Origin of the sequence: Bradyrhizobium sp. Rc2d (genome assembly GCF_900099855.1) — a bacterium.
Lineage (GTDB): Bacteria > Pseudomonadota > Alphaproteobacteria > Rhizobiales > Xanthobacteraceae > Bradyrhizobium.
In genome coordinates this window covers 108,655-127,390 of the sequence record NZ_FNCU01000001.1, presented here as the reverse complement: position 1 = coordinate 127,390, position 18,736 = coordinate 108,655, and the positions used below count along the sequence as shown (strand labels likewise).

Annotated in this window: 14 protein-coding genes; 5 read left to right on the top strand and 9 right to left on the bottom strand. The window is 56.7% G+C overall.

The window, feature by feature from the left end; translation table 11 throughout:
• Window positions 1-3: 3 nt before the first annotated feature.
• Window positions 4-1,089 (top strand): hypothetical protein, encoded by a 1,086-nt coding sequence (locus tag BLV07_RS00545; RefSeq protein WP_091878325.1) that lies wholly within the window; start codon window positions 4-6, stop codon window positions 1,087-1,089.
• Here the strand turns inward: BLV07_RS00545 and BLV07_RS00540 are convergent.
• On the bottom strand, window positions 1,086-2,120 hold the full coding sequence (locus BLV07_RS00540; RefSeq protein ID WP_091878323.1) for a glycosyltransferase family 2 protein: 1,035 nt from the start codon (window positions 2,118-2,120) through the stop codon (window positions 1,086-1,088). The two genes, BLV07_RS00545 and BLV07_RS00540, sit on opposite strands and share 4 nt — an antisense overlap.
• A 424-nt stretch (window positions 2,121-2,544) precedes the next feature.
• On the opposite strand from BLV07_RS00540, the gene BLV07_RS00535 reads away from it, so the two are divergent.
• Window positions 2,545-3,399: a hypothetical protein gene (locus BLV07_RS00535; protein ID WP_091878321.1), complete on the top strand. Its 855-nt coding sequence runs from the start codon at window positions 2,545-2,547 to the stop codon at window positions 3,397-3,399.
• 131 nt (window positions 3,400-3,530) lie between these two features.
• Window positions 3,531-4,703: a glycosyltransferase family 4 protein gene (locus tag BLV07_RS00530; protein ID WP_091878319.1), complete on the top strand. Its 1,173-nt coding sequence runs from the start codon at window positions 3,531-3,533 to the stop codon at window positions 4,701-4,703.
• Between the two features lie 258 nt (window positions 4,704-4,961).
• Here BLV07_RS00530 and BLV07_RS00525 read toward each other — a convergent pair whose 3' ends face one another.
• From BLV07_RS00525 to BLV07_RS00495, 7 genes are all read right to left on the bottom strand, one after another.
• Entirely contained in the window at window positions 4,962-6,083 is a 1,122-nt protein-coding gene (locus BLV07_RS00525) for an acyltransferase family protein (protein ID WP_176945273.1), read from the bottom strand.
• Window positions 6,084-6,605: 522 nt separating this feature from the next.
• Window positions 6,606-6,872 (bottom strand): acyl carrier protein, encoded by a 267-nt coding sequence (locus tag BLV07_RS00520; protein ID WP_091880186.1) that lies wholly within the window; start codon window positions 6,870-6,872, stop codon window positions 6,606-6,608.
• Window positions 6,873-6,893: 21 nt separating this feature from the next.
• Window positions 6,894-8,117, bottom strand: a complete 1,224-nt coding sequence (locus BLV07_RS00515; RefSeq protein ID WP_091878315.1) for a pyridoxal-dependent decarboxylase, exosortase A system-associated — start codon at window positions 8,115-8,117, stop codon at window positions 6,894-6,896.
• Window positions 8,096-9,685, bottom strand: coding sequence for an acyl-CoA ligase (AMP-forming), exosortase A system-associated (locus BLV07_RS00510; RefSeq protein WP_091878313.1), 1,590 nt, complete (start codon window positions 9,683-9,685; stop codon window positions 8,096-8,098). The genes BLV07_RS00515 and BLV07_RS00510 overlap by 22 nt, the downstream gene beginning before the upstream one ends.
• Before the next feature lie 37 nt (window positions 9,686-9,722).
• Window positions 9,723-10,511: a hypothetical protein gene (locus BLV07_RS00505; protein WP_244550925.1), complete on the bottom strand. Its 789-nt coding sequence runs from the start codon at window positions 10,509-10,511 to the stop codon at window positions 9,723-9,725.
• Between the two features lie 186 nt (window positions 10,512-10,697).
• Complete coding sequence (locus BLV07_RS00500; RefSeq protein ID WP_176945272.1) at window positions 10,698-11,555, bottom strand: polysaccharide deacetylase family protein; 858 nt, start codon at window positions 11,553-11,555, stop codon at window positions 10,698-10,700.
• 452 nt (window positions 11,556-12,007) lie between these two features.
• A complete protein-coding gene (locus BLV07_RS00495) occupies window positions 12,008-12,910 on the bottom strand; it encodes a glycosyltransferase family 2 protein (RefSeq protein ID WP_244550924.1) in 903 nt (300 codons plus the stop codon).
• 426 nt (window positions 12,911-13,336) lie between these two features.
• Here BLV07_RS00495 and BLV07_RS00490 point away from each other — a divergent pair, with 426 nt between their 5' ends.
• Window positions 13,337-14,629, top strand: coding sequence for an O-antigen ligase family protein (locus tag BLV07_RS00490; protein WP_143035316.1), 1,293 nt, complete (start codon window positions 13,337-13,339; stop codon window positions 14,627-14,629).
• Between the two features lie 174 nt (window positions 14,630-14,803).
• Window positions 14,804-15,991: a right-handed parallel beta-helix repeat-containing protein gene (locus tag BLV07_RS00485; protein ID WP_143035315.1), complete on the top strand. Its 1,188-nt coding sequence runs from the start codon at window positions 14,804-14,806 to the stop codon at window positions 15,989-15,991.
• A 280-nt stretch (window positions 15,992-16,271) separates the two neighbouring features.
• Here BLV07_RS00485 and BLV07_RS00480 read toward each other — a convergent pair whose 3' ends face one another.
• Complete coding sequence (locus tag BLV07_RS00480) at window positions 16,272-17,225, bottom strand: glycosyltransferase (protein WP_091880177.1); 954 nt, start codon at window positions 17,223-17,225, stop codon at window positions 16,272-16,274.
• Window positions 17,226-18,736 lie beyond the last annotated feature (1,511 nt).

The following is an 18,736-nucleotide window of genomic DNA, read 5'->3' as shown; positions in this document are numbered from 1 at the left end:
AGCATGAGCATGCAACCGGGCGATTGGGTAGAGATAAGAACGAAGGATGAGATCCTCAGTTCGCTAGACAAGTCTGGTCGGTTGGATGGGCTTCCATTCATGCCGCAGATGTTCAAGTACTGTGGACAGCGCTTCAAGGTCTACAAGCGAGCGCATAAGACCTGCGATACTGTTACGGGAAAATTCGTCGGACGTCGCCTATCGGGCGGAGTCCATTTGGATCTGCGTTGTGACGGCAAAGCTTACGGCAACTGTCAGGCGTCCTGCTTGATCTTTTGGAAAGAGGCATGGCTCAAGCCGGTCACAGAAACCTCGAATGCGGAAAAATTCTCGTCGTATCCCGCGGGCGGGCGTCGTGGCGCAGCCGATTGTACAGAAGAGGGTATTTTAAAGGCAACTCATGTCCGCGATGTTGATGGCGAAACAAGATACCTTTGCCAAGCGACCCAGTTGCTCGACTACACCACGCCGCTGCCGTGGTGGGACGTCAGACAGTACGTTGAGGATTACATGTCCGGTAACGCTACTGCAGGCCGCATATTGAGCGGCTTTATCTACGTCAGCTACTACTACGGTTCTCTGGCTTACCGTGGCAGACTTGGGCGTCCCGGTCGTTGGCTTTACGATCGCTTCCAAGCCATACGAGGCGGCGTTCCGTTCCCGCGAAAGAGAGGACATATCCCAGCTGGACAACCGACTCCCACGTGTGACCTAAACTTGCAGCCCGGCGAATTGGTCCGCGTGAAGCGCTACGAGGAAATCCTTGCTTCACTGGACGAGACAAATCACAACCGCGGGATGGGCTTTGACGCAGAACTGGTGCCTTACTGCGGAGGGACCTACCGCGTAAAGATGCGGGTGACAAATTTCATCGATGAGCAGACCGGGAAGATGAGGAAAATGAAGACCCCGGCAATCATATTGGAAGGTGTCTGCTGCCAATCGTGCTACAGCCATAATCGAATGTTTTGCCCGAGGAGCATCTATTCCTGGTGGCGTGAAGTGTGGCTCGAACGAGTTTCGGGAGATCCACAGACGCAAACGGCATCGCCTACAGTCTACCCAAGCAAGGTGAAGGACCCCGTTTAATCGTTGTTCGACCGCGTCGGCCTGATGCCGCGTGCCCAGCGCGTTACCGGAGCGGGCAAGATAATAACCGCAAGTGGCCGAGCGATCCTTGCTATGTCGTCCAGTCGAATGCAGCGCAGATAGTTGCGCAATTGCCAAATTGCCGGAGCCATTTGGACGAGGCGGGTTCCTGCTTTCCGGTACGAGGCGATGACTTGCACGGCGTAACGGGCGAAATAACGCTTGGCTGCCGACTGAAGAGCGCGCCGCTCTCGTACATTTGCAATGGACTGGTCAGTCTCGGTTGACACAAAATCGACCAGTTTTCTCAAGCAGTTTAGACGGGTCTCCAACTCCAATTTGGAGGTTTCGTTCGCAGTGTGAACACACACCGTTCCGCAGGACTCGTTGACCAGTCCAGCCCTGCTGCTCAACAGGAGGGAAACCCATGCTATCGTGTCACCCGCAAACGGAAAATCCAAGGGGAATCCACCTTGGGCGCGCAGTCCTTCCGTTCTAATCATGATGCTGCACATGGGCGTCGATATCCTTTCCTCAAAGTACTCTCTCAAGATATCCGCACCATCCCAAATCCCTGTTGCAAGTTTTCGGCTTTGTGGAGCATGCCAAATTCGGTCTTCTCCGCAGAAATATACATCGCTCAGCGCGGCGACGACCTCAACCTGCGGTTCGCGCTTCGCAAGTGTGACACAGCGCTCCAAGAAGGACGGCGCGATCCTGTCGTCGTCGGAGACAAACACGACATAGTCGCCCTTTGCTTCCGCCAGGCAGGCATTCCAGTTTGGAATCTGACCTATGTTGGTCTTTTGAGTTACCGTGCGGACTCTCGGGTCGCGGATCTCGCTCAAGACGTCCGCCGTCGCGTCCGTTGACGCATTGTCCGACACGACAATCTCAAACTGTCGATAGGATTGGGCGAGCGCAGAGCCGATGCAGTCCTTCAACCACGCCGCTCTGTTGAACGTTGGAATCGCAATTGTGACCAGCGGTTTGCTGGTGACCTCCGAGGCCGTTCCGTGCGGGTCCCTCATGGCGCAGGATCTTTGTCTGGCTTATTCCGGGTCTGGCTTATTGGGCTTGGGCGGTCGCCATCGTATTTTAAAATTGTTACTCGTTCGGGTTTATTGTAGCGTACAAATTGATATACGCAATTCAGCATATTATATAGGGAGACCATTTAAATGGAGGGCGGTCGGGCGAGGCGTCCGAGTTTTGTCAGGCGCGTGAAGTTCGTCGGTAATTGCCCGGACCGCGCTGGCCCGGAGAATGCGGAGGTGAGGAATGGGGCGTGCGGCAATCCTCCCCCATGATGGACCGGGCTACTCCCCCGCAATCGACCTTCATCTATCGCAGTCTTTGACCAATAGGCCAGTTGATTGTTGTTTCGGCCTGGCTGTCAGTGAAACCTGAGCACCGTGCCGGGCACGTCGAGAGATTTATCAGAACGAGGCTTGAATGGCTGCCCTCTTCCACGTTTACACCCTCGCGCGGACTAGCGACATTCCCATTCTTCAGAGGGATTTGTGCCGCTCGCCATACATAGCGAACGGTTGTGTCGAGCTCACGGTTCTGTGGAACCAACCGAGCGCAGCCGCTGCCTACGCGCGTGCCATCGAAACGGCGACGGCTGATTTTCTGATTTTTGCCCACTGCGACGTCTACTTCCCGGAAAATTGGTTTGAACGACTTGCGTGGGAAGTGGATCGTCTGACGCGCCTCGATCCCAATTGGGCCGTGGCCGCGACCGCCGGAATCACTTCAGCAGGGGAAATGGTGGGACGCATTTTTGATACCGCATTGGTTCCCTGCTTTCCCGAGACTTCGGGTATTTTCGGTAGACCATTGAACATGCCGGTTCGAATCGAAAGTTTCGATGAACTGGCATTTGTCGTGCGGCGCGAAACGGGCGTGTCCTTTGATCCTTTGCTACCGGAATTTCATCTCTATGCCACGGATCTTGCTCTGGAAGCTGAGCGCAAGGGAAAGACATGCTATGGGCTGGATATGCCTGTTATTCATAATGCAAAGGCACAATTGTCTCTTGGACCCGACTACGTCCGGTCGTATCGATACATGGTCAAAAAGTGGCGCGATCGTCTACCCGTCGCAACGACGTGTGGCCCGGTTACACGAAATCCGTTCTCGTTGCCGATCCGTCGCCTGAGAACTCGCTACAAGGCACTCTTTAAACCTTCGAGTTACTCGACCGAGCGGCTTTCCAACCCAGCTGCGAAGGCGAAAGAGCTGGGGCTCGATCGCGTGCTCGCGGCTCCGTTGGTGGAGGCAGCAGGTGTATTGGAGGGCCAATAATCCTTTGAGTGATGGAGCTATGCAATCGTCGCGGCGGTATGCAGAGACGCACTTGTTCGTTGCTCCAGCGACTCCGCTGAAAGGCTTTAAGGGTAGCTTCAACGGATGCGGAATTGTATCGGTCAAGAGAGATGACGAGTAAAGGCGGGACAGTACTGTTCCTGGAGCACGAGGCCTCGCGAACAGGCGCATCCATATTCTTATTGCGGCTGCTAGATTGGCTGAAAACCGACACCAGCTTTAACTTCCGAGTTCTGGCGGGAAGGTGGGGAGAATTGCTGCCAGAATTTCAGTCTCTCGGAATAGCGGACACATTCGAGCCCGAACCGAACTTTGTTTACAGAGTTCTGCGTCGCCTCAAATTGAACAATCGGCAGCAGTCAGAGCATCTAGACGCTCTCCGGCAGAAACTTGGACGGTCTGATATTCGTCTTATCTACGCAAACTCCGTGGCGAGTGCGAGAATGCTGGACTTCCTGTCGTTCCTGCAATGCCCGGTGATCTGTCACGTGCATGAACTTGACGGAGCTATTCAGATCCTTGGGTCGCAGTACATCCATGTTCTCGAAAAGCATAAACCACACTACATAGCAGTGTCGCGCGCCGTAGCAGAGAACCTCACCAAAAAGTATCTTATTCCGGCCAACAGAGTTCGGGTAATTCACGGGTTCGTACCAGTTTCTGAATTCTGCCGTGCGGAATCCGATTTGCAGGAGAGCGTCAGGCGGGAAATCGGAATTGCTCCTGATGCGAAGATCATTTGCGGCTGCGGTTCGATCGAGCACCGCAAGGGGACAGATATTTTTGTCAAGGTTGCAGACGAAGTCATTCGAAGAAGCGGCGCTTTTCCGGTCCATTTTGTTTGGATCGGCGGGGCGCGTGAGGACATAGAGACTATGTGCAAGCGCCTCGTCAGATTGGGGCTTGCAGACCGGATTCATTTCGTTGGAAGCAAGTCCAACGTTGCGTCCTACTTCGAAGCAGCAGACATTTTCCTTTTGACGTCCAGGGAAGATCCATTCCCCCTTGTCATGTTGGAAGCCGCGTTGCACGAAACCCCGATCATCTGCTTCGATCAGACGGGAGGCGCGCCGGAATTCCTGCAGGATGATTCGGGCTTTGTCGTACCAAAGTTTAATATCGAAAAGATGTCAGACAAAGTGATGGAGCTTCTCGCGTCACCGCACCTTTGCAAACAAATGGGAGCGGCCGGGAGGCGGAAAGTAATCAGCCGTCACGACTTGACTGTGGGTGCTCGAGAAATCGCGGCCGTGATCGGCGAGAGGCTAGAACTCGAAGGGTGATGTGCCGCCCTGGCATTGAACGTGACATTCCGAAGTCGCTGACTTCAGTCCTATGCTGCAAAAGACTTTGATTTCAGCAGACGTTGAGGTTGCGCTTCAGTCCGGTCGGGAGTGGCGGCCGATCAGGTGTTCACCGGGCTCACGCGCTTCCTGCGAAAGCCGCGACACGAACCGTCGAAGCAGTTGCATGCCTCGCTATCAACGCAGTTCACGGCTGAGATCGCCTGCTCATTAACTCAGGTATTGAGTATGAGATCATCAGGAGTTTAGTGGCACCTTGAGACGGCCGCTGATGCGCGAACCCAAACGCAGACAAGGATGCTCAACGAAATGCCATGATAGGGCGGCAAGCCCCAGAGTCAGCGGATAAGCGAGCAAGGCATTCGCCCACCAGGTCATCCCGGATGGGAAGAACGTCACGACGGTTTGCTGCATCGGGAAGGCAAAGACATAGATGCCGTAGGAGTAGTCGTTCCTGGAGAACTTGCCATACATGGCGTTGTCGTAAAACGCCAGACAAAGGATGGCATATCCGAGCGCGAACGGAAACAGCGGATAGATTTGGGCATAGAGGATGATCACTATCATCGCAACGATGGAGCCGGTAAACCACAGAAGATTGACCTGGATGCGGTCCCGCGCGAAGTAGAAGAGCGAGCCGACGAAAAAGAATGGGACCACCGACATGCCGTCAACGAACAGGTAGGTTATGTCGATCTTGATTGAGAGGCTGCTGCGCAAATAGGCGATCGGTTCGATGGCGGCGGTCATACAGGTTGGATAACCGAGCGCGACCAGCCCCAAGGCCAGAACCGCGATCGCCAACGGCGACGATTTCTTTAAAAGCAGGATCGTGACGAGGACGACCAGGTAGCACATCACCTCAAATCGCAGGGTCCATAACGAGACATTGACCCAATCGCCGCTCGGATTGCCCACAAACAGACCGGGCAGCTCGCCGGTCAGGACAAACAGGCAGTTGAGGAAGAACTTGGAAAATTTCGGATCGTGGAAGTAATCCCTGAGCGGGAGCGTCGTCAGAAGCGGCCCCAGGACGAGGGCGGAGAATGCCGTGACGAGCACCAGGCCCGGCATGATGCGGGCGATCCGCTTGATCAGAAACGACCTGGCGTTGGACCTCAAGCAGCTCTGCGTGATCACGAAGCCGCTGATGAAGAAGAAGACGTAGACTCCCAGCGTGCCCAGCTCGAATTTGCCGGTCAGCTGACGAATCCATTCGTCATGCTGCCGATTTTCGCCAGCCCCGAAAGAATGCGAGAACAGCACGGCTGAGGCCGCAATGAAGCGCATGGCATTGAAGCCGGGGACCTTGCCTTTCCACTGGTCCAACAGAACGCCAATGGTGGTTCCGGATCGCATCGTTCCTCGTCCGAAACGATGATGATCGCAAGCGCCGGAATGTGAATCCCGCGGCACGATTGCCTCAGCGCGGTTGCCTATGACAGGGGAGGGACTGCCAAGGGACCGAACTATATGACTGCGTGCAACGCTTGCGGGTGCCGGGCAATCGCCAGATCTGCGGACCACGAGTGGCATCCCTCATTTGAAAGGCTGATCATGTGCCCAGAGCGCATTGAATTAAATTCAGCAAAATATAATACCATGATTTAAATTAAAACGAGCATTTATTTTGAATTGAAGTTCCGTAGCGCCGGCCTTGGTCGGCGCTTCGCGCCTGCGGCCATCGCGCTTACGAGTCCACGCCAGGGATCAATTGATCCAGGATCATCGCGATATGTTTTCGGTCTTTTCCGTCCCCACCTTGTCTTGCCCCTTGAGCGGATCTGCGGAGCGCAGAATGCCGCTGCTGAAGGCGACCTCAAGCTCGTCTTGGCCTTCGACCGTGCGGCGGACGTCGCGGCTCTTTGACCGGACCAGGCATCATCGTGAAACTGTCTTGCTCGAAACGAAATCCGTAAGTGAACCAACGGTCTCGAAGATTTCACCAGTGATTTCACTACCGTCGATTTCAAACCCGAACTGCTCCTCAAGCGTGGTCACCAGCTCGATCACAGCGAAGGAGTCGAGCTCTGGCATGCTGCCGAACAGTGGGGTCGATGCGTTGAGCGTAGCAGCCCGATCCTCGATGCCGAGCGTCTTCACTATCGCAACCTTGACGCTTTCAAGCGTACGATCATCGACGTCCATTCTAGCTCCCAATTGTTGCATCTAGACAATTACCTCGATCGGTGGTGCATGGCCTAAAAAGGCGGTGGGGCTGGCGGTGAGTCCATATGCGCCCGCCTGGAACAGTACGATCAGATCTCCGATTTCGGCGTGCGGCAAGCTGACATTGTCCCCCAGGAGGTCGAGCGGCGTACACAGGCAGCCGACCACGGTCACGGCTTCGTCCGCCGCTTCGCAAAGGCGGTTGCCGACTGCGATCGGATAGTTGCGCCGGATTACCTGGCCAAAATTGCCGGAAGCGGCCAACTGGTGGTGCAGGCCACCGTCGACCACCAGATACTGACGACCCCGGGACAACTTGCGATCAACGACCCGCGTGACGTAGACGCCGCATTCACCGACGATGTAGCGGCCGAGTTCGATCACCACGCGTGCCCCGGGGAGGTTTGGCTCGATTAGAGTCTCGAGCAACTCTGCCAGGTTGGCTCCGATGGCGGGTAGCTCGAGCGGCCGATCCTTGTCGAAATATGGGATGCCGAAGCCGCCACCAAGGTTAACATAGCGGATAGGCGGGGAATTCCTGGCCAGTTCCAGAATCAGCTCAACTGTGCGGCGCTGTGCTGCACAGAGAATCTCAGCGCTAAGGTTTTGGGAGCCGGCAAAGACGTGGAAACCGAGAAACTCGACGTTCGCGGCCACGAGCTTGTCGAGTATGGACGGCACCTTCTCGGCGTCGATGCCGAACTGTTGCGACCCGCCACCCATGCGCATACCAGAGCCTTTAACCTCAAAATTCGGGTTCACACGAATCGCCACCCTCGGGCGTATTGCGAGCCGCTCGCCCGCTCGCACGATCCGGGCAGCCTCGGTGAACGACTCGATCTCGATGATGACACCCGAAGCAACGGCTTGTGCGATGCTTGCCTCGGTCTTGCCGGGTCCGGCAAAGCTCACATTGGCCGCCGGCATTGGGGTGTCCAGAGCGGTCCGCATCTCGGCCCCCGAGGCCACGTCAAAGGAGTCAACCAGCGTCGAAAGATGTTGCACCACCGCTGGCATGGGATTGGCCTTGATGGCGTAACTCAGATGGATGCGCTGCGGCAGGGTCGACCTCAGCAACCTCACACGATCGGTCAGCAGGGCGCGGTCATAGGCGAAAAACGGGGTGCAACCCACCCGCTCGGCCAACCTCTTGAGGGGGATGCCTCCGACGGCGAGTTGCCCGTCGACCTGACCGAAAGCGGCTATGGTTGGTCGGATGGCCAAGATGCTAACTCCTTCCGTAGCATCGCGCGATCGAATTTGCCATTGGGCGACCGCGGGATCTCGTTTCGAACAACGATGGCGGACGGCACCATGTAGAACGGCATCCTCCGTTTCATAACGCTGATGAGTTCCGTCTGATCGAGTCCATTCGATCCGGCGGGGCTGGCGACGAGCAGGATGCGCTGGCCGAGCTTTGCATCATCCATTCCGAGGGCGACCGCATCACGGACCATCCCGGTCGCGTAAGCTTCCTCCTCGATTTCTGTTGGGCTCACCCGATATCCGGAGGTCTTGATCATCTCGTCCTTGCGCCCGACGAAGTACAAGAAGCCCTCCTCATCCGCGACCACGGTGTCGCCAGACCAGACCGCGATCTCCGGCGTTCGCCAGGAAGCATCGCTGCCTGGTGCCGACCGGAACCTCGCCGCTGTGCGCTCAGGGTCCTTCCAGTAACCCATCGCAACCAGCGCGCCGCGGTGAACCAATTCGCCCTCCTCCCCTGGAGCGCACCTGGTGCCGTCGGGCCGGACTACAAGTATCTCGGCGTTCGGAATGGCTTTGCCGACAGATCCTGGCCGGCGATCGATCTCGGCGGGATCGAGATAGGTGGATCGAAATGCTTCGGTCAGACCGTACATCAGGAAGGGCTTGGCCGCTGGAAAGCGGCTTCGCAGCTTGTCGAGCACGGGCTTTGGCATCTTCCCGCCGGTGTTTGCGAAATACCGCATGCTCCGCGCGGCCTCAGCCGGCCATGCATGATCGGCGATCTGGATCCACAGCGGCGGTACGCACGTGAGGCCGGTGACCCGGTGCCGGGCGCACAAGCGCACCACATCGCCCGGCAGAAGATAGTTCATCAGCACCACATGCGCACCAACGCTGAATGCAGTGGTCAGTTGACTGAATCCAGCATCGAAACTTAGTGGCAGTGCAGCCAGAATGACGTCGTCAGACGTATTCTCCAGGTATTGGCTGACACTCTCCGCGCCGACAAGCAGGTTTCGATGGCTGACTACCACGCCCTTGGGCTTGCCTGTGCTGCCAGACGTATAGAAAATTGCCGCCATATCGAGGTCGATCGCGCCGCAGCGTTTGGGAGCAGGATCGCTGGAGGACTGCGGCCAGCCATGGACAATAGGCCCCGCAGTTCGCGGCGCGCCCGCTTCGGCTCCCCCGTCTACGACCAGGACGTGCGCCACCGAACCATTCCCATTCAGAGCATCGCGGAGCAGTTCGAGTCGCTCAGGCGATGTGATCAGGAAGCGCGGTTCGCAATCGGCCAGAATGTGTGCGACCTGGTGCGGGCGCAACAGGGGATTGATGGGCACAAAGACCCCGCTGGCTGCGGAGGTCCCAAAAATTGCCGCAACGGTTTCGAGGCGCTTGTCGAGAAAGATCGCGACGCGTTGGTCTCGCTCGAGACCGAGTGCGGCAAGCTTGGCCGCCACCCCGCAGACCAGTTGCCACAACTCGGCATAGCTCAGCGTGACATTCCTGTACGTCACCGCCGGCGCCTCACCATGCGAGGCCGCGCGGTGCTCGAGCAAGTGATGCAAGTTTGTTCTCATCTCAGCCGGTGCGTTTTCCAAGCGTAACTGCTCCTTGTCACCAAGCCACGCAGGTGAGTTCGCTGTACAGATAGTCGATCTGCTCCGGGCGGAGGTTCGCGCTTCGGTACATCTTGGGCCTCGGCGATCTCAGCATGATCGACGGCCTGGGGCGGACGCCCACCACGCGCAGTTCGGCAAGCGTAAGGGGAATCCCGTGGCGAAGCAGCAGGTGCCGGAAGACGTACTTGGCGACACGCTTGAATAGCGCCCTGTCGCTGACGTACAAGATCGAGGCGAACAGCGGAAGGTTCTTCCGTCGAACCCTCCGGAAGATGACGTAACACGGCACGTCGTCTTTAACGATCACTACATGGCGTGCGGCGGCTGCGTGTGCGTGGTCGCGATAGATATCTAGATCGCGGCCGCGCAGGATCTGCCCGATTTCCCCCGGTTCGGAGATGATGCGAACTCGCGGCGACCAGAATGGCCATGGTAGATTCGGAAGCAGGGCGGACGCCACGTCGAGGTGGAAGAACTTCAACCGGCTGTTGAGTGGCACGACGTTTCCGCTCGGTGACAGATCAGTAAAATGATAACCTTTCTGTGCAAGCAGCGCGTTGAGCAACCGCAAACCGATCGACCGATACTCGTCGATTACGCACCAGGCGGCCAGATTGCAGAACCTCTCCGTTCGGCCTTCCATCCTCCGCTCCGAATAGAACGCCAAATGGACGCCGACTATCCGTTCGCCTGCCCGCAGCAGGAAACCGTGGTTCGGCTGGGCGCATGCCCACGGTGGAGTGATCGCGGCTTCCCACTCTGCGCTCGCGATGCGCGTATTCAAGTGGGCGTGCAGAAACTCCGCGACCGCGTGCACGTCCGCAGAGGTGATGGGGAGAAGATTTACTGATCCCGCCAATTTGTTCAATGCCCACCTATTCAACGAATGAAATATTCGACCGATCACAAGACTTGCGTTTGTCAGGATCGGGTGAGCAGACGAAGGGCGTCAACAAGCGGGTCGATTGGGTCATGATCTCCTCCCCTGCCTGTCGGACGCGACCAGGCCGAGGTGAGCCGCTGGAGATTGCCAGTGGTTTCTCAACGTCCTCTTCAACGCAGACACGTACGGAGCCCAGGCATAGGCGCCGTTGTACTTTAGGAAGAATTCTAGACGTCCGTCGAACGGATCGACTTTTACACGTCCCCTGACAAAACCAGGACCCTTCGTATCTACGGACGTCGGTATGGTGCTGAATACAGCCTCGTATCCAGCTTCTCTGCACAATTCGATAGTTGAAGGGCTGTGGTCGCCGTATGGAAGCGAGAACAGTCGAATGTCTTGTCCCGTTAAATTCTGAAGCTCGATACGCGAGCCTTCGATTTCCGCGCGAGCGTCGCTCAAGGTCAGACGCGAGAGCCGGGGATGGGTGCAGGAATGTGCCCCGAGCGTGACGAGCGGAGACGCCAGCTTGGCTATCTGTTCAGCCGGCATCACGAACTCGCAGGAATCGGGGCAGCCCTCTTCCATGGTCCAGCTTGGGGGCCCGCCCAAAGTCGCAGTCGGAACGAAAATTGTCGAATGAAAGCCACGCGAAGCAAGCTCCGGCAAGGCGTTTTCGGCAACGCTGACGTACGCGTCATCAAAGGTGATGGCGACGTTTGCCTTGCCCGCAGGCAAGCTGCCGCGGTGGAAGGCCGGAAATACCTTTGCGCCACGCCGGATCGACTCCATTTGGCGTACGAATTTGGATCGGTAGGCGTCGGGTATGCCGTGATAGTAAATGACGACCAGCCTGCGGGCCGGTGAACGGCCCGTCAGTTGCAAGGTAAATCGCCAGAATGCTAGCGCAATGTAATAGAGCAGGCTGATCGTAAGCCGTGCCACCCGCTTCGCGCCTTGCCGGATCGAGGCGTGTGCCCGGGCAAACCGTAAGATGTTACCGCGCCAGACAACTCGCACGGGCTCAAGTATTGGAGGAGCATTACGGTGTCCGCTATACGCCCGCGTGCTGCCGATCCGATCGCCTGCGAAACAGCTCATCTAAAACCTGATCACTCGAGTCATTTTGATCGGCACAACCCTACCAAAATAAATAAATTAACTCCAGTTGGATTTAAAGATATTATTTATATTATCTTCGCCTCGTCGCGTGTGCGTAGCGGCGGCGGTCGCGGTTTTGGATGGTGCAGCTGCGACGACGGAACGGGCACACCTGCTCGCCCCGCTATTGTTGCGATGCAGCAGGATGTCGCCGCGGGCCGTTGTTGGACGCCGATAACGCGCCATCACGGACAGCTGCCCTTCTTGCTACCGCCTGGGACGCCCAAGGCCGCCCCCTAATGAAGGTGTTCTGCGTGGTTAGCTCGAGCTCCCAGATTATGACGAAGGGTAGGCGGCGCACGGCGAGACGTATCGTCTCGCTGCCAAACGGAAGCTCTGATACGGGATCGAACCATGGCTTTGCCGAGAGCGAGGATGTTAACCAAGCAATAAATCAGTAGTCCTGGCCACAATCGGCTGTGCTTGAATAGTCCAATCAGCGTCCGATTGTTGCTCTCTCCTTTATTCATGCTGAGCGTGGGAAAGCGGCGCGCCAATTCAAAGTTTCCGGCGTAGGCCCGAGTCCTTACCGCGATGAGTTGCCGGATCCTGCGTGGAGGAAATACCGTAGCACTCACCGAGCTCAGCGTTTCCCGTTCTTCAGGTCCAAACTGCAGGCGAACAAAGGTGTCATCGGCAATAACGTTCGGAAACTGGGCAAAACGTATTCGTCCGGCTTCGGACAAGGCATATACACCCGATCCCCCGAAGCCTTGTCGCGAAGAGGGCAGCCGAGAGCGAATGCCGAAATACAGACGGACCGGCTGCGAACAGCCGGTCAAGTCGATATAGGCTGCCGGTGCCACTGCCAATACGTCGCCCCGCTCGAGGCGCTTTGCCAGCGCTCGAATTGCCTCCAGAGTAACGACGACATCGGCATCAACATAAATCCGCGGAAAGCCGCTTGAAATCTGATCTCCAACGTTCAATGCGTGCGTTTTGCCCGCAATGTCGGACTCGATGACGCGAACAGTGGGGCCGAAGTGCCGTGCGATCGTCGCGGTGTCGTCGTTACAGCCATTGCAAACGACGACAATGCTCAATTCCTCGGAACCAGGTCTATTGACCCATTGGTTCAACGTTCGTGCAATTACTGAACTCTCGTTGTGTGCTGGGACGACGATCGAAATCATGGCCATTTACAAACCCAGAGCATGAACGCATCTGTCGCATTAAATCGGCAGAGTTATTGTAAAATATCCTATTTTATTTTTATTTAATGACAATCTGTTTTTTTTGCGGATTATGGTGATGCTCATCAAATCCGCGATAGCTGGGCTCGGCATTCCGATCCAGCGATTTACGATGGGGCCTCGCAAGGACTGTCTCCTTGGGTGAGCTCTCCTCAAAATCGATGCCACGCAGCGTCGCTTATTTAAATCGGCTCGACAAATTACCAAATATAAATATAATAAGTGACGAATTATAAAATATATATTAAAGGTTGATCGATTTGGGGCAGCCAGGGACTCGGACGATCCTATGAGAAGCAGCCTTCCGCCACAAAGGCTCACCACGCGCCTTGTTCCATCAGATGCGGGCTCGTTGGCGAAACGGAGCGTGCTGTGACGGGCGCGGGCGGCATCCTTGGCGTTCCGGCGACTGGTCGGCGGCTGGTGCAACGTGGAGTTCCTCGCAATACCCGAGTTCAGTCTGGTCCACCTGCCGTTCCTCGCGTCCACCGCGCAGTTGCATGGATTGCTCTGCTGGGGATCGTTCTTCCGCAACAGTTTCAGATTTCTCTAGGACCCGGAGTAACATTCACTCCGGGGCGAATTTCGGCGGCATTGCTCTTCGTCCCCGCTCTGCTTGCATTGTTTCAGAACGGTCGTCGGCTTGTATTGTGCGATTTTCTCGCCACCGCGACAGCGGGTTGGATGATCGTCGCAGCAGTCGGCTCGGTTGGCCCAAGCGCAATACCGGCAGCGGGAGGTGATGCCCTCGACTTTCTCGGCGGCTACTTGGTATCGCGCGCATATTTTTTGGGACGCCCCGCGCTGGACGCATTCGTCCAAGTGTTAAAACTCTTGACAATCATAGTAATCATTCTCGCTGTTGCGGACAGCATCTCCGGTAAGAACGTGCTCCCACACGAGACCATCGCTCTTGCGGAAGCTGTGCTGAGAGATGGTTGGGCGAGGGCGTCGTCGACTTTTGATCACCCGATATTGTTCGGAGTATTTTGCGCCGTGACGGCGGCAATTTTGCTCTATTGGGAGAAGACATTCCTCGGCCGGAGCGGGGCGGCCGGCCTGTGTTTGCTGGGGTGTTTCTTGTCTCTCTCCTCTGCCGCCCTAATGGCCTCTGCAATCATCCTAATTGTTTTCGCATATGACCAGTTGTTCGGACGGTATTCTTGGCGATGGAGCGCCTTCTGGGTAACCCTAGGTGCATCGATGCTGGCGGTCTTGGTCGTTACTGAGCATCCGTTGAACTGGATCTTTTCGCATTTAACGTTCAATCCTCAAACGGGCTATTATCGCGCGATGGTCTGGGATGTCGCGCTGACTTACATCGCTCAATCCCCGGTGATCGGGTACGGCTATGAATTCAATGACGTGTTATTGGATAACACGGTCGATTCCATCTGGCTGGTGCTTTCATTGCGGTTCGGCGTGCCGATGCTCTTGTTGTTCTTTTTGACAAACGTCGCGGCGTTCTTCTCAAATCCGCGGAGTCTTGAAGGAGCCGGTGATGTACATATGGACCGGATGCGTCTCGCATTCACGCTTGTTCTTTTGATGTTCATGTTTACTGGCCTCACCGTTCACTTTTGGAAGTCCATGTTGACGTTCTGGGGAGTGTGTCTCGGGGTGAGGGCTTCACTACGGGAGTCAGCTATTCATGGGATCGGCTAGAAGCGAACGACAGACCGTTCTTTGGATCGGCCATGGTCCTCTACAGGCTCGCGATACGCACCGCAGTGCTCGGGCAAAGCTAAACCTCGACGGTCGACGCAGCGGAAACCGAACTGCGGCTACCGGCGACCTGACTGCTCCCTGGGTTTCCGGGCTGCGGCGGAGGGGAGAAGGATGAAGGTCGGCTTATATATTCTTGTCGCGAGTGCGATCTTTCAGCCGCAGCTAGGCATTGCTGCGCGGTGCGACACGACCGTCAACCCCGGGGAAGACGTTTCGGCAGCCGTTGTCAATGCTTCGTCGGGTTCAACCGTATGTCTCAATACGGGCACTCATAAGAAGCTAATGTTAAGCGGAGTGGCGAAGAATCCGCGAGTGACGATTAGATCAGCCTCAGGGAAGGAGGCCAAGCTCGCCTTTGAAATCCGCAATGGGACCAGCGGTGTCACCTTGGACAGTCTGACCTTAACGCTGGGCTATATCTACGGAAGTGATCCGCACGATATCACCATCAGCCATTCCGATTTTGTCGAGAATGCAAGGATGGTTATCGACGGCGCCGTCCATTCGAACATTCTTTTGGACGGCAACACACACAACAACAGCGATATTCCCGAGAACGGCTTTGCGGGCCGGGTGCAGTTGCCATATGGGGGCGATCTCCATTCCGGAGTCACCATTCAAAATTCTGATTTCATCGGCGGCTGTTCGGACGGAATTAACGCTGGCATCGGCGTCAATATTTACAACAACCGATTCATAAACATCATGGTTGGCAGTTGTCCCAATGATCCCCACACCGATGCCATTCAATTTGTCGGAGCCACGGGCGCCGAAGGCCCTCATATCAAGGGCAACTACTTCGAAAACAATGAGCAAGTGCTGACCGCGTTTGACCGGATTGCGAATGCCATCATCGAAGACAACGTCTTTGTCAGCGGCCCCATAGGCCGACCCTGGCAGATCGAATGGTATTCTGATTCCAATTCGACAATTCGGCACAACACGCTTCTTTATGGAGCAAACTGCGCTTTCAGAAAAGTTTGCGGGCAGATCTATTTGGGCCGCAAGTTGGCCGATCCGGCCGGGAAAGGTACAATCGTCGTTGATAATATCGCGACGTCGATCTCGCTCGGCAATGGTTCAACGGCTGCCAGAATCGATCACAACTTGGTTCGCATTGGCGCCCGCGCCGGCGACACCCCCGGTTCGCCTACCTTCGCTGGTGGCGCAAATCCGGCAACGTGGAGCGGATTTCAACTGGCCCCCACTTCACTGGGTGTGAATTCAGCCAGTGACGGCTCAAATCTGGGCTCACGCATATTTGACGGCTCAGCTTCAGCGTCCGCGCCGGCCCATTAGCCGGCCCCATCGGTAGACGCTGTTTGCGGCGTGTACGGTCGTGGCGGCGTGACCTAGACGGCCATTGGATGTAATCGAGATCGCTGTCGACCTCGCCAGCGCATTGCGCCTCGACATCAGGTGTCCCCTCACTCAGCTGCAAGTGTCCCCTCCAACCCTGACATGGCGGCACTCTTCGTGACCACGACAGGCAGTGCTCGTTCTGACGCAGGCTGCAGTACCATTTGATGCCAGGGCGCTGATCCGCCGAGACACGAGGAACGAGGCAAATTTCCGTCTGCTAGCTTGGCGCCAGATCCGCCGGACGCGACTGGTTGCCCGGTTGGTACGCTGCCGGCCACTCCCACGGCCTAAGCGCTGCTCGCACTGCGGCTCGGTGCGCGGGTGGCCCGCGGAGGGCGCGCATTCCTTCCCCGAGAATGATACCTAGCCTTAGAGCGGCTGTGGATATCGGACCGTGATGCCTGCGGTGGTACCGAATTCGATTGGCTGTCAACAGTGCCCGAAGACGGGGGTTCTCGCGATACTCTCCTCCAATGTGCATCGCTCGCGCATCTGGGACGTACGCGACCGAAAGTCCGCATTCGCGGACCCTTCGCATATAGTCGACCTCTTCCATGTACAGAAAGAATGATTCATCCCACTCGCCGACGATTGCACGCATTCGCCCCGAAACAGCGAGGATCGCTCCAGTCGCCCAATCGATGAGGCCGTCCCGATCGTACACAGCAGGATCGCAGACCATGTCACCCGCGCCGAGACGGGCAGCCAATGTTCCACCTAAAACGGCTTCCGCCCATGCCGCCCCGACGGATGGCTCTCGGCGTATCGTCCAGGAGATCTCTCCATTCGCTTCGAAAATTCTCGGCACTGCGATACCAACGGACGAATCCGCCAGCCGATCGAGGAGCAAACGAACTCCCCCGGGAAATAGACGGACGTCGGGATTTAGAATTAGAAGATCGGTAATTGGGCTCACGGTTGCCGCTGCAGCGTTTATGGCTGCGGCATAGCCCGCGTTTCGGCCCATTCTAATCACTCGGGGTCGTGTTGGGTGGGTGAGTGCGATGTGGACGCTGCTGTCTTGCGAGTCGTTATCGACCACGATCGTTTGGAATTGTTTGACCCCCTCCAGTCCGGCAGGCAATGAATCCAGCAGGCCGGATAGAACAGGCGCACTGTTGTAGGTCACGATGATGATCGCCGGCCCTAAGTCCGAGGGGGGCTGTATCATTGGGGAAGCGCTCCGAACTGGCACTGCGTCCTGCAAAACGGGCAATTGATCGCTCATCATTGGCCTTGCTTGTCGACTGTACTCTCGGTTGTGATGGGTAATAAAATCCAAAGGCATTCTATTTTACCTAATTTAAATCGGTTTGAAACATTTTTTATAATTAAAAATGATGCCTTGAATTGCGCGGCTGCTCCACCGACTGTCCTGATCTGACCGCCGGCGCAATGGTGACCTCCAGAGAGGATGCGAAAGGAGCCGGCGTTGCACCTACCTCAGCCGGGCGAGAGAGCGGCCGCGGTTCGTGACCGGGTGTGAGGTGGCACGATCGTCATCACCGACCGGCAGGGCCTGATCGGCTTGGGTGTGCGCGGCACCCGCCGTGCACCCCTACGGATGTCTGGTACTGTCGGCACTTTTCCCCTCTCGCAGACGCGCTGCCCTCCGACCTACGCTGGCCGCCGCCGAACACGCGCGGAGCGGCGACAGGATGCCGGTCGCGCGCCCGCGCGCACATTGCTGCATGTCCGGTCTCCGCTATCACTGCCGAACTGGGACGGCCCCAGGCTCTGTGCGGGCTGGCCGCGCGCTGCCCTCACCGGCGACTGAAGTTGAGCGGCGGCTTCACGCCAGGAGTGTTGCCATCTTTTGCAACGTCCCTCGACGATAGATTCGAGGGTAGGCCACCAACTTCTTCGGCTTCGCGTTCACCTCTTCGAGCACCTCAGTCGCTTGGCACTGGAAACCTTTCCGGCCCGCCGTACACGGTCCTCCATTTGTGGAAGCCTTCGCTGCTGACCTTTGGGTTTGCAGCAGGGATGCGCCGCCTTCGTGTTTGAAAGGCCACGGTCATTGGCTCTTCCGTGAATCGGTCGGCTGTGTGTTATCCATCCGAGATAACGGGCCGCGCTCATTTTTGGAGGCTAGCGGGGCTCGGGTCGTTTCTCCGAAGGGCTGACAAGACCTTCAGCGTACGATCGGCGCCGAACGGCGATGCGAACGTGGCAGAAATGCGAAGAATCCAGCGCAATGTGTTTGGATTAAAAACTCGGCTGGTTTTGGCGTACCTACGTTGGGAGCCTTGCGGCGATCAGAGTTAAATATGCCTGGTGCTTTAGTATTTAAACGTGGACTTCTCATCGAATATAACGGGCTGTTCGCGTCGTTCGTGGATTGGTATCGCTAAAATTGCCAACTCGGTTCGGGAATCACGTATTCTGAACGCGCCCAGCGTTTCGTGATCAGAGTTGGGGCGTTGTTGTTGTTGTTTTGCGCGTGCTCTCAATCTTCCTCAAATAAATAAGGTGCGCAAAAATGGAATCAAACTCAAAACCCCTGTATTCATCGCCAACAATCCACAGCATTGACCGTCACGAAAAGTCGCGGCTGCGCCCCTATGTGGTCGTAAAAAAGCCCCTGCGGAAGGGGCATACGCAACTGGCCTTGCACAGGGTGGAGATGCGAGGCGCGTGACGCGGCGGCGGCATTAAATCTACATTCGAAGGAGAACTAGT